The sequence below is a fragment of the Parasphingomonas puruogangriensis genome (assembly GCF_036663635.1).
Taxonomy (GTDB): Bacteria; Pseudomonadota; Alphaproteobacteria; order Sphingomonadales; family Sphingomonadaceae; genus Sphingomonas.
Map to the genome: position 1 here is coordinate 16,919 of NZ_JAXOJI010000006.1, position 11,700 is coordinate 28,618.

General features: G+C 66.1%; 10 protein-coding genes. 6 read left to right on the top strand and 4 right to left on the bottom strand.

The window, feature by feature from the left end:
* The 5 genes from U1739_RS14490 to tssH are packed head-to-tail and all read left to right on the top strand — an operon-like array spanning window position 1 to window position 6,814.
* Window positions 1-786 (top strand): type VI secretion system accessory protein TagJ, encoded by a 786-nt coding sequence (locus U1739_RS14490; RefSeq protein ID WP_332709280.1) that lies wholly within the window; start codon window positions 1-3, stop codon window positions 784-786.
* Window positions 787-789: 3 nt separating this feature from the next.
* Window positions 790-1,323: a type VI secretion system baseplate subunit TssE gene (tssE, locus tag U1739_RS14495; RefSeq protein ID WP_332709281.1), complete on the top strand. Its 534-nt coding sequence runs from the start codon at window positions 790-792 to the stop codon at window positions 1,321-1,323.
* An 18-nt stretch (window positions 1,324-1,341) separates the two neighbouring features.
* Window positions 1,342-3,219: a type VI secretion system baseplate subunit TssF gene (gene tssF / locus U1739_RS14500; RefSeq protein WP_332709282.1), complete on the top strand. Its 1,878-nt coding sequence runs from the start codon at window positions 1,342-1,344 to the stop codon at window positions 3,217-3,219.
* On the top strand, window positions 3,183-4,217 hold the full coding sequence (gene tssG / locus U1739_RS14505) for a type VI secretion system baseplate subunit TssG (RefSeq protein ID WP_332709283.1): 1,035 nt from the start codon (window positions 3,183-3,185) through the stop codon (window positions 4,215-4,217). Before tssF ends, tssG begins: the two co-directional genes overlap by 37 nt.
* Window positions 4,214-6,814 (top strand): type VI secretion system ATPase TssH, encoded by a 2,601-nt coding sequence (gene tssH, locus U1739_RS14510; RefSeq protein ID WP_332709284.1) that lies wholly within the window; start codon window positions 4,214-4,216, stop codon window positions 6,812-6,814. Before tssG ends, tssH begins: the two co-directional genes overlap by 4 nt.
* 97 nt (window positions 6,815-6,911) lie before the next feature.
* Here the strand turns inward: tssH and U1739_RS14515 are convergent, their stop codons facing one another.
* The 4 genes from U1739_RS14515 to U1739_RS14530 form a co-directional block, all read right to left on the bottom strand.
* Window positions 6,912-7,397, bottom strand: coding sequence for a hypothetical protein (locus U1739_RS14515; RefSeq protein ID WP_332709285.1), 486 nt, complete (start codon window positions 7,395-7,397; stop codon window positions 6,912-6,914).
* A 120-nt stretch (window positions 7,398-7,517) separates the two neighbouring features.
* Window positions 7,518-7,985, bottom strand: a complete 468-nt coding sequence (locus U1739_RS14520; protein WP_332709286.1) for a hypothetical protein — start codon at window positions 7,983-7,985, stop codon at window positions 7,518-7,520.
* 32 nt (window positions 7,986-8,017) lie between these two features.
* Complete coding sequence (locus U1739_RS14525) at window positions 8,018-8,557, bottom strand: hypothetical protein (protein ID WP_332709287.1); 540 nt, start codon at window positions 8,555-8,557, stop codon at window positions 8,018-8,020.
* Window positions 8,554-9,528, bottom strand: a complete 975-nt coding sequence (locus tag U1739_RS14530) for a DUF8812 domain-containing protein (RefSeq protein WP_332709288.1) — start codon at window positions 9,526-9,528, stop codon at window positions 8,554-8,556. The genes U1739_RS14525 and U1739_RS14530 overlap by 4 nt, the downstream gene beginning before the upstream one ends.
* Before the next feature lie 390 nt (window positions 9,529-9,918).
* Here U1739_RS14530 and U1739_RS14535 point away from each other — a divergent pair, with 390 nt between their 5' ends.
* Window positions 9,919-11,688 carry a ShlB/FhaC/HecB family hemolysin secretion/activation protein gene (locus tag U1739_RS14535; protein ID WP_332709289.1) on the top strand — a complete coding sequence of 590 codons (1,770 nt, stop codon included), beginning with the start codon at window positions 9,919-9,921 and terminating at the stop codon, window positions 11,686-11,688.
* Window positions 11,689-11,700 lie beyond the last annotated feature (12 nt).

The window sequence follows — 11,700 nt, forward strand, 5'->3', positions numbered from 1 at the left end:
ATGCACGACGCGGATGAACTGTTGAAATCGGGCGACCTCGACGGTGCGCGCAAAGCGCTCGTCGAGGTGGTTCGGTCAAAACCGGGCGATGCCACTGCCCGGATGTTTCTGTTCCAGTTGCTGGCGCTGGCCGGGGAATGGGACAAGGCCAAGCTGCAGATGAACACGCTGGCGCAATTGTCGCCGGAATCGCAGATGCTGTCGGTCGTCTATGGCCAGGCAATCGAGGCTGAGCGCGAGCGGGCCGAAGTGTTTGCGGGGCGCACCGTGGCCAGGATCCATGGTGGCTCGGACTGGCTGCCGGGCGTCGCCGACGCCATCCACCATTTTTCCAACGATCGTGTCGCCGAGGGCGAAGCCGCACGCGACGCCGCGTTCGATGCCGCGCCGGATACGCCGGGCTTGCTCGACGATGTCGCGTTCGACTGGATCGCCGACGGCGATGGCCGCTTCGGGCCGTGCCTTGAGGCGATCATTGGCGGCCGTTATGGCCTGCTCGGCTTCGACGCGATCGATCATCTCAAGAGCGAGGGGCCGCAGGACCTGCGCGACCTAGTCTGGTATCCGGTGCAGATCGCCTTCAAGAGCGGGCAATCGGTCGCCGCATTGCTGCCGGCGCGCTATCCCGGGCTCGATGCCGATGCCGATCCGGCCGAGCGGCTGACGCGCGCCACCGGGTGGCGCGATGCGCCATGGGGCAGCGCTGGATCGGGTCAGCATCTGTGGTCACTATCGACCGGCGAGGAGCGAGGGTTGCTGTCGTTGCGCCTGTTGAAATTCGCCTAAGCCATGGCAGTTACCCAGCGGCTGACCCCGACCTTGTTCGACAAATTGGTCGCCGATCTGGAAATTTCCGGCCTGCGCGATTCGGCGAACGAGACACCGGACGTGGCGCAGGAGAAATTCCGCCATTATTCGGTGCCTAAGCTGGAACGGTTCAACGAGGCGGCGCTCCGCGCGACGATCCGGCGCGATCTGGCCTGGCTGCTCAACACCACCAATCTCGAGTCGCTGATTGATCTCGAACCCTTTCCACAGGTGCAGGGGTCGGTGCTCAATTACGGGTTGACCGATCTTGCCGGGCGCACGCTCAATCGCCGTGCGGTGCTGGCGCGGGCGCGCGAGATCCGCAAGGCGATCCGGCTGTTCGAACCCAGGATGCGCGGCGACAGCCTGACGGTCGATCCGGTCGAGGACGAGAACCAGCCCCATACGCTGACCTTCCTGATCCAGGGCGATATCACGTCGGCGGCGCAGACCATGCCGGTGAAGTTTCGTACCGAGGTGGAAGCCGAGACGACCGCGGTGAACGTCCGTGAATAGGCCGGGGACGTGGCTGGCGTGAGCACGGGCATGGATCCGCGGCTGCTCCGCTTCTACAATGACGAACTCGCCTATCTGCGCGAGGAAGCGCGTGCGTTCGGCGAGGAGCATGAGACGGTCGCCGGGCGGCTCGGGCTGAAGACGCCGACCGACCCGGATCCCTATGTCGAACGGCTGCTGGAGGGCGTCGCGTTCCTTGGCGCGCGCGTGCAGCTCAAGCTCGCCGACCAATATCCCGAATTCACCCAGCATCTGCTGCACGCGATCCAGCCGCACTATCTGGCCCCGATGCCGTCGATCTGCATCGCCGGGTTCGAGCCCAAGGAAGGCGACCCGATCCTGATCAAGGGTCATCAGGTGCCGAAGGGCACCGAACTGACCGCGACGGCGAGCGAGCAGGGCGGCACGCCGGTGCAGTTCCGCACCGGGCATGACGTGACCTTGTGGCCGCTCAAGATCACGCAGGTCGAATATCTCTCTAGCCGCGCGGCGGTGGCGCCGTTCGCCACTTCGGCCAATGTGCGTGCCGAGGCGGGGCTCAGGCTGCGCTTCGAAGCAACCGCAGGCGTCGATCTGCCCAAGGTGCTACCGGCGTCGTTGCCGATCTATCTCGCCGGATCGGAAGCGGTGCCGGGCGAAATGTATCGCCAGATCGCCGGCGAGACGCTGGCGGTGATCGCGCGTTCGGCCGATGCCGCGGCGGGGCCGGAGGGCTGGATGCGGCTGCCGCAGCCAGGGCAGGTGGGGTTCGAGGACGATCAGGCGCTGCTGCCAACCGAGCAGCGCTCGTTCCGCGGCTATCGACTGTTGGCGGAATATTTCGCCTGCCCCGAGCGCTTCCTGTTTATCGACCTCAAGGACCTCGCGCGCGCCTTCAAGCAATCGCCACGCGCCTGCGATGTCGTCTTGTTGTTCGGGCGTTCCGCACCGGCGCTGCACAATGCGCTGGAGCCGAGCAACTTCCGGCTCTTCGCCACGCCGGCGATCAATCTGTTCGAGAAACAGCTCGGTCGCGTGCAAGTGTCGCGCTTCGAGCACGAACATCACGTCATTCCGGACCGCACCCGGCCGCTGGATTTCGAGGTGTACCGCATCCTCGACGTGAAGGCGTACGCGCGGGGGTCGGTCGAGGCGCGGGCGGTGGCGCCGCTCTATGCGTTCGGTGCGCTGCTGTACGACTGGCAGGAAGCGTTATTCTATACCACGCAGCTGCGCGCGCGGCGGCTGTCGACGCGCGAGCAGCGACTGCGGCGGCGGCAGGAATATGTCGGCACGGAAAGCTGGATCAGCCTGACTGCGCCGGGCGATGCCGCGCGGCTCGACGATGTGCACGAGCTCGGCGTGCGCGCCTTGGTCACCAATCGCGAACTGCCCGAATTGCTCACCTTTCGCGGCGATGCGCATTTCGTCGTCTCGGGCGTGCCGGCGCGCGCGGTGACCGTGCTGCGTGCGCCGACCCGGCCGCGCCCGCCGCTCGGGCTGGGCGATGCGGCATGGCGCGTGATCGGGCACCTCACGCCCAATTATGCGACGCTGGCGCCGGAAGACGGCAGCGACCCGCAGGTGCTGCGCGATCACCTCGCGCTATATGGCTGGCAGGACGACGCAGCGCTGCGCCGGCAGATTGACGGCGTGCTGGCGATCAGCTCGACCAAGGTCGCCCGTCGCGTGCCGGGGCTCGACCGCATGGCGATCGCGCGCGGGCATCGCATCCGCGTCAAGCTCGACGATGCCGCCTTCGAACGCGGCCGCATGTTTCTGTTCGGGGCGGTGCTGGAGCGTTTCCTCGCCGAATTCGCGAGCATCAATTCGTTCACCGAGACCTATTTCGAGAGCCCTTCCGAAGGAGAATTTGCCCAATGGCCGCCGAGGATAGGCCGCCAGCACACCATCTGAGCTTCCTTCGGGAAGCGGCAGGTGATGCGCGACGCTTCGGGCTGTTTCCGATCGTACGCGGGGCGGAGGCGCGCGCGCCGCATCTGCCAAGGGTAGGCCGCGCGCGGCGACCGGCGCAGAGCATTGCCGATCTCGCCCAAGTGCCGACATTGGCATTCCCTGATTCGACGTTGGATACGGTCGAAGTCGTCGGGGATCGGGCGCGCGTGACAGGTTTCTGGCTCGGGCTGACCGGGCCGATGGGGCCACTGCCCTCGCACCTTACCGAATTCGCCGATTTTGAACGGCGCTACGCCAAGACACGGCCGTTCGGACGCTGGCTCGATCTGCTCGCCAATCGCATGCTGCAATTCTTCTACCGCGCTTGGGGCGATTCGCAGCCGGCGGCGCAGGCCGATCGGCCCGATGACGACCGCTTCGCGACCTATGTCGGGCGGCTGACCGGCGCGACCGAGGGCGTGGCCAAGGATGCGGCGTTCCCGGCGCTGGCGCGGCTGCATTATGCCGCTTTGTATGCCTCGCGGCGCAGCGCGGGCGGGATCGAGGATGCGCTGAGCCATCTGCTCGGACAATCGGCCAAGGTGCTGGAATATCAGCCGCGCTGGCGCGACATCGATGCTGAGGATCAGACCCGGCTCGGGCGCAGCTTTTGCGGTCTCGGAACCGACATGATGGCGGGCAGGCGCGTGCGCGTGGCGTCGGATGCGTTCCGCGTCGTGGTGCGTGCCGAGTCGATGCGCGCGTTCGAGGCGCTGTTGCCGGGTGGGGCGCGGTTCAAGATCGCCTCGGAAGCGCTCGATTCGTTCGCCCCGAGCCATCTCGAATGGGACATCACGATCGAGATGGCGGAGCGGCACGCGCGCCCGGCCAAGCTCGACGGGCGTGCCCGGCTCGGCTGGACCGGCTGGCTCGCGCCGCCGCAGAGCGACCGCATCCGGGCGGACGCGCATCTTACCAAACGCGCCAAATCGCGCAGCATATCGGGGGACAAGACATGACCGAGATCAGCCGTACCGCGTTGTTCGGCCGCCTGGACACGGCGCCGCGCAAGGCGATCGAGACCGCGACCAATTTCTGCAAGATGCGCGGCAATCCCTATGTCGAACTGGTGCACTGGGTGCACGTGTTGATCCAGGATCCGCGCGGCGACTGGGCGGTGATCCGCAGCGCCTTCGCGGTCGACGATGCGCGGCTGGCCGGCGATGTGGTCGCGGCGCTCGATGCCCTGCCGCGCGGCGCCACCGCAATCTCCGATTTCGCCCCGCAGATCGAGGAAGCGATCGAGAAGGGCTGGCTGTACGCCTCGCTGCAGTTCGGTGCCGGCCGCGTGCGCAGCGGGCATCTGTTGTACGGCATGTTGCGTACGCCGACGGTGCGCAACGCGCTGTTTGAGATCAGTGGCGAATGGCGCAAGATCGCGGTCGATCGGCTGGGTGACGAATTCGACGCTTTGGTTGGCGGCTCGGCCGAGACGACCGAAGCGGTCGATTTGCCGCTCAGCGCGCCTGGCAGCGCGCCGGCTGCAGCGGGGGGCGGCGCGCTGGCGGCCTATTCGATCGACCTCACCGCGCGCGCCCGCGCCGGCGAGATCGATGCGATCGTCGGGCGCGATGCGGAGATCCGCCAGGTGATCGACGTGCTCCTGCGGCGGCGGCAGAACAATCCGATCCTGGTCGGCGAGGCAGGCGTGGGCAAGACCGCGGTGGTCGAGGGCTTTGCGCGGCGCATCGCCGATGGCGACGTGCCTCCGGCGCTGCGCAACGTGACGTTGCGCGCGCTCGACATCGCGTTGATGCAGGCTGGCGCAAGCGTGAAGGGCGAATTCGAGAAACGGCTGCGCGCGGTGATCGACGAGGTCGAGAATGCGGAGACGCCGGTGATCCTGTTCATCGACGAGGCACATACCCTGGTCGGCGCCGGCGGGCAGGCCGGAACGGGCGATGCCGCCAATCTGCTGAAACCGGCATTGGCGCGCGGTCGGCTGCGCACCATCGCGGCGACCACTTATGCCGAATATCGGCAATATTTCGAGAAGGATCCGGCGCTCACCCGCCGGTTCCAAACGGTCGATGTCGGCGAGCCGGAGACGGCAAACGCGATTGCCATGCTGCGCTCGGTCGTGCCGATGATGGAGGCGCATCACCAGGTCGTCGTGCTCGACGCGGCGGCGGCGGCGGCGGTGACGCTGTCGCAGCGCTACGTGCCGGCGCGGCAATTGCCCGACAAGGCCGTGAGCCTGTTGGATACCGCCTGCGCGCGGGTCGCGGTGTCGCAGCATGCCACGCCGGCACCGGTCGAGGATCGCCGGCGCCGGCTCGAGCTGCTTGAGGTCGAGCGTGAAGTGGTCGAGCGCGAGGCGGCCGGGCGCTACCGCGCCGACGATCGTCTGCCCAAGCTGGAGGAAGAGATCGCCACCGCCCGTGCCGAGGTCGAGGCGATCGAAGCGAAATGGGCGGCGGAAGCCGAGGCACTCGAGGCGGTGCGCGCGGCGCGCGATGCGCTGGCCGAGAATAGCGCACCCGACGGTCTCGACGTTGCGCTGGCCGCGCTTCGCGAGGTGCAGGCCGATACGCCGATGGTGTTCGGCGTGGTCGACGAGGATGCCATCGCCTCGGTCGTCGGCGACTGGACCGGCATCCCGGTCGGGCGGATGGTCAAGGACGAGATCCGTGCCGTGCTGACCATCGCAGACAAGCTGAAAGCGCGCGTGATCGGGCAGGATCATGCCATGGACGCGATCGCCAAGCGCATCCAGACCAGCCGCGCCAAGCTCGACAATCCCTCCAAACCGGTCGGCGTGTTCATGCTGTGCGGGCCATCGGGCGTGGGCAAGACCGAGACCGCGCATGCGCTGTCCGAACTGCTCTTCTCCGGCGACGAATCGATGATAGTCATCAACATGAGCGAGTTCCAGGAAGCGCATACCGTCTCGACGCTGAAAGGCGCGCCGGCCGGCTATGTCGGCTACGGCCAGGGCGGCGTGCTGACCGAGGCAGTGCGGCGCCGGCCCTATTCGGTGGTGTTGCTCGACGAGATCGAGAAAGCGCATCCGGACGTGCACGAGATGTTCTTCCAGGTGTTCGACAAAGGCTTCATGAACGACAGCGAGGGGCGGCATATCGATTTCCGCAACACGGTGATCCTGCTCACCTCCAATGTCGGCACCGATCTGGTTATGAGCCTGACGGAGGACGAGGAAATGGCGCCCGACTCAGACGGGTTGGCCACCGCGCTGCGCCCGGAATTGCTGAAGGTGTTTCCGCCGGCCCTGCTTGGGCGGTTGCTGGTGCTGCCTTATTATCCGCTCAGCCCGGCGATGCTTGGTGGGATCGTGCGGCTGCAACTGGGCCGCATCGTGCGGCGCGTGCGCGACAATCACGGCATCGTGCTGTCCTATGACGAGAACGTGGTCGACCATATCGTCGCACGCTGCACCGAGGTCGCGTCGGGCGGGCGGATGATCGACGCGATCCTGACCAACACGATGCTGCCGGACATGTCGGTGGCGCTGCTCGAGCGGCAGGTGGCGGGGGAGGAAGTCACCGCGGTTGCCGTGCGGGCGGAAGAGGCGGGGCTGGCCTACACGTTTTCGTAAGGCATCGTCGCCCCGGCGAAGGCCGGGGCGACGGGATTACTGCGTCGCGACACTTGCCCCAAACCCAGAGGATCCAACCTCTGCCGAGGCGACGGGGTTATTTGGCGCAAATATCCACGATCCCCGACAGGCCCATATTGACGACGGAGGCAACGTCGCCGACCGTCGGTGTCTGCTTGGCCTTGGGCATGGCGAGCTGGTGCGGGCCGCTGCCGTCGTCGATCGGCGTGACGACCTGATTGCCTTCGTCATGCTCGGCCAAATTGCCGACCTTGCTCCAGTCGATCGTCGTCGTGCCCTTGGCGGTGACGAGATCGGTTTCGCAGCGCGAGCGCAGCTTGAAGTCGGTGATGCTATCGCCATCCAGTGTGCCATGGGCGATCAGCACCGGGGCAATGGCGCTGGTGCCGCTCGCGTTGGTGCGATCGATCGTTGATGCCGCTTGGTCCGCGCGCGCGGACGCCATGGAGAGCGCGGTCGGGATCGGCGTCGGCGCTGGTTCGGCCGCGTTCGTACTGCCAGCTTGAGATCCGCAGCCAACCAGAATGATCGCGCCTAGGGATATGATAAATTGGTGCGGCATCGGGTTGTCCTATTGCAGTGGTGCAGTCTCGACGGGTCCGATTGCAATACGCTTGCGCTTGGGGCGATCGGATTGCCGACCGCCAGGGTCGCTATGGCGCTTGATACCGCCTAAGGTCGCTCACATCGGGCCGCCGCATTCGTTCGCCAATAGGCCCATGCTGCCATCGACGCCGCGGAAGCCATCGCCTTCCGGCATGGCGAACACGTGGTTCGCGTTGCCGTCGCTGATCGGCAGGATGGCCTGCTTCCCGTCGATCCGCCCCGCGAAATTGCCGACCTTGCTCCAGTCGATGACCGTTGCGCCCTTGGCGGTCACGAAGGCGGTCGTGCACTGCGAGCGCAGTTGAACGTCGGTAATCGGCGTGCCGTCCAGCGTGGCGGTGCCGACCAGGGCGCGCCGCAACGCGCCTACGATCGTGGCGTGGCTGGCATCGCTGCTGTCCTGCGCCTTGGCTTGCTCAACCGCCCCGACGTCCAGACTGTTGGTCTCGGCCTGCGCCAGGCCAATTTCGGACGCTGACAGCAATATCGCCGTCCCGAGCATAACGGACGATACGGCAATCCACGCCCTTCCGCGCGTATTCATGTGTCGATCGACCTTTCAGCGAGCCGCAACGGTTACTTGGCGCAGGAGTCGGCGATCACGGATAAGCCGCCATCGACGCGCGCGGCGGCGTTGCCGAGCGGTTCGGGCTGATCCCCGCTGGGAACCGAGATGGCATGCGATCCGGCACCATCGTCGATATCGAGGACGGTCCGCCCGGCCTCGTCACGCCCGGCGAAGTTGCCGACCTTCGACCAATCGATCGTGGTCTTTTTGCCCGCGGCCGTGAAGGCCGTCTGGCAGCGACCGATCAGCTGGAAGTCGGTGATGCGCTGGCCGTCGATCTGCCCGGCCTTGAGGAAGATCGTGCGCAACACGGCGGCGCCGGTCTGGTTGCTGCGATCGATCGTCGGTTCGTCCTGCCCCATGGCGGCGGGCGCCGCCGGTGCCGCCGCAAGCGCGGTCGGAATCGGGGCAGGCGCGCTGTCGGCCGCGCCGATGGTGTTTTGGTCCAATGCCACCTGGCCGTTGCCGGCCGCATCGGCGGTCTTCGGGCCGCAGGCGACGATCATCAGGATGCCGGCTAGGCCAAGCAGGGGGCGGGCAACGGTCATTTATACTCTCCGTACAGGAACATCTTGCTCTCGGCCGCGCGCCTGACGACCAGGCTGTTGATCCGCTCGCCCTTCGAATAAACGTGGCGCTTGATCTCGACCATCGCATCGTGCGGCTTGGATTCATTGACCAGCTTGGTCGTCTTCTTCCAGCCGCCGCCGGGATTGTAGGCGTAGGACACCAGCGCATCGAATTCGTTCTGGTGCAGCTGGATGGTGATGGCGCGTTTCACCCGGGCTTCGTAGCTGGGCAGGATATGCACCAGCAGCGCCTCCTGCTGTTCGCGGGTCAGGTTGAGCACCGTCTTGTTGTCGCGCACGAAATTGTGCGCGGCGGTGCCGGACAGGCCGGCGCCCTTGGCCGCTTGTGCGGCGGCGGCGGGGGGCACCTGGACCGCCTGGAGATCGGCCTGAACCGAGGCGGCGCTGCGGTCCTTCATGTCATAGCCGGGGCCGATCGTGACGCCACTCCCGCTCGAAGGATGATGCAGCCGATTGCTGACACCATGCTGCGCTTCGTGATCGTAGATGAAGCGCCGTCCGAGCCGCGACATGTGCATGCCGGCGACCGGCGCGACGACGCCGGCCGGCATCGGTGCGGTGCGGGCGCGTTCGCGCGCCGGATCGACCGCGGCCTTGAGCGGGCCGGCGTCGCCCCGCCCTGGCGCGACCGGGCGGGCGGTGGCGGTTGCCGCGGCGTTGGCCGAGCGCACCGCCGCCGACCGCGCCGTGGGGATCGGCACGCTGCGGGTGGGGGCACCGATCCCGGCGCCGTTGAGCGCCCCCATTGTCATCGGGCCGGCAATGCCATCCGGCGGGTAAAGCCCGTTGCGGCGCTGGCTGAGGCGCACGGCGCGTTCGGTCTGCGGACCGAACACGCCGTCGCTGGCCAGTTGCGGGTCGTAACGGCGCAATAAGTTCTGCAGCGTCCGAACCTCGTCACCCCTGCTGCCGACCCGTAGCATCTGCATGATCCACCTCCGTTAAGACCGGGCAAGGATGCCGGGTGCCGGCGCGTGCGGCAAGCATTGATACGGGGATATTGTGACAGCTCATCGTGGTGGAAGCCCATTTCGCAGCATGCCGCTGAAATAAAATAGTATCGTAGAGATTAACCGTCCAAGCTGTTCAACACGCACGAACATCGTTATTGACGCTGAACCGATCGGGCGGGGTTTGCCGGCTGGACAAGGGGAGTTCGCATGGCCCACTCGACGTCTTGCAAGATCGATCTTGGCACGTGCGGCGTTACGTGCAGCATTGCGGTCACGGTGCGGCGACGGGCGGGCTGAGGCGACGAACGGGTCGAACACGGAGAATACTCCGCAACTTGGCACGACAATAGGTTTGGGGAGCGATTGGTGGCGAAAACGGCGTTAAAGAAAATGCTGCGCGGATCCAGCGTGACGCTGTTCGCCATATCGCCGGCAGCAGTATTGGCGCAGCAGCAGCCGGTGCCGCCGCCGCAGCCGATGGTGCCGCAGGGCGCGCTGCCGTCACGGCAGGAAGTGACGCCACCCACGCCCGATACGCGCCAGTCAGGCGCGGTCAGCGTCGACGCCAGCAAGGCGGTGGATTTGGCGCCGTGCCCGTTTGACGGATCGCCGCTCAAGCTGACGATCAGCAAGCTCAATTTTACCCGCCCGGACGGGAGCGCCGTAGAGCCCAAGATCGCCGCCACGCTAGCGCGGGTCACGCCGCCGGTCGGCGAACGCCCGCTCAGCGAAGTGTGCGCCATCCGCGATCGCGCCAATGCCGCGCTGCGCAGCGCCGGCTGGGTTGCCTCGGTCAAGATCCCACCACAGGAGATTGCTGGCGGGACCTTGGAACTACAGGTCGTGACGGCAAAAATCGTCGAGATCCGCGTGCGCGGCTCCGCCGGCGCCTATGAAGGCATCCTGCACCGCCGTATCGCACAGATCCAGGCGCTCGATCCGCTGAACGAGCACGAGGCCGAACGGCTGTTGCTGTTGGCAGGCGATATTCCCGGCCTGGAAGTTCAATTATCGCTGCGCCCGGCCGGCACCGAGCAAGGAGAGGTGATCGGCGAACTTACCGTCGCGTCTCGTCGCTATGCGATCCTTGGCAACGTGCAAAATCAAAATTCACGACTTACCGGTCGCGAAACTGCCTATCTCCGAGGCGAGTTCTATGGGCTGACCGGGCAAGCCGACGTAACCTATGTCGGCTTGTCCTCCACGGTGGATTTCCAGGAACAGATCGTCGCGCAGGTCGGCCATATCATGGGCATCGACAACAGTGGCACGACGGTCGGCGCGCGCTTCACCTATGCCTGGTCGCGCCCCGATCTTGGCGCACTGGATTTCCGCACCAACACGCTGATCGCCGGGTTCGATATCGCGCGGCCGCTGATCCGGTCGCTGCGCACCAATCTCCGCGCGAGCGGCGGGGTCGATTATGTCGATCAGCGCTCGGTGATCAAATCGGGCGATCTGTCGATACCGTTGACGCAGGACAAGTTGCGCATCGCCTTTCTCGGGCTCGATGCCGATCATCGCACGCTGCGACTGGACGGCAAGACCGCACTGTCGCTCGGTGGATCGCTGCAGGTGCGCAAGGGCTTCGACATCCTCGATGCGAGCAAGCAGGGCTATCGCGGTGGTACGCTGACCTCGCGGATCAACGGCAATGCCAGCGCGCTGGTGGTGCGGGGCGCATTGGACGGGATGATCGCGCTCGGGCCGATCTTCAGCATTGCCGGGCAGGCGCAGGGGCAGTGGGCGAATGATCCGCTGCTCAATTACGAGCAATATTCGGTCGGCAATCTGACGATCGGGCGCGGTTACGATCCGGGCGTCAGCACTGGCGATCAGGCCGCCGCCGGGCGCGGCGAACTGCGCGTTGACGTCCCGGTCTCGACGCGGATCGGCACGCAGCTGTTTGGCTTTTACGACTATGTCTATCTGCGCAATCTCGACAGCAGCGCGATCGAGCGGTCGCGCACATTCCGCAGCTTCGGCGGCGGCTTGCGTGTTTCGCTGCCAGGGCTGGCGGTGCTCGACGTGACCTATGCCCGCCCGCGCGACAAGGCATCTCGCCTCGACGATCGCCGACCACCCAATCGCCTGTTGGTTTCGTTGACCGCACAAATTTTCGATCGTTCGCGCTAATCGCGTGATACG

Bases quoted from the DNA above. Each gene is read 5' to 3' on its own strand.
- U1739_RS14490 (WP_332709280.1), top strand. From the start codon at position 1: ATGCACGACGCGGATGAACTGTTGAAATCGGGCGACCTCGACGGTGCG.
- tssE (WP_332709281.1), top strand. From the start codon at position 790: ATGGCAGTTACCCAGCGGCTGACCCCGACCTTGTTCGACAAATTGGTC.
- tssG (WP_332709283.1), top strand. From the start codon at position 3,183: ATGGCCGCCGAGGATAGGCCGCCAGCACACCATCTGAGCTTCCTTCGG.
- tssH (WP_332709284.1), top strand. From the start codon at position 4,214: ATGACCGAGATCAGCCGTACCGCGTTGTTCGGCCGCCTGGACACGGCG.
- U1739_RS14515 (WP_332709285.1), bottom strand. From the start codon at position 7,397: ATGCCGCACCAATTTATCATATCCCTAGGCGCGATCATTCTGGTTGGC.
- U1739_RS14520 (WP_332709286.1), bottom strand. From the start codon at position 7,985: ATGAATACGCGCGGAAGGGCGTGGATTGCCGTATCGTCCGTTATGCTC.
- U1739_RS14525 (WP_332709287.1), bottom strand. From the start codon at position 8,557: ATGACCGTTGCCCGCCCCCTGCTTGGCCTAGCCGGCATCCTGATGATC.
- U1739_RS14530 (WP_332709288.1), bottom strand. From the start codon at position 9,528: ATGCAGATGCTACGGGTCGGCAGCAGGGGTGACGAGGTTCGGACGCTG.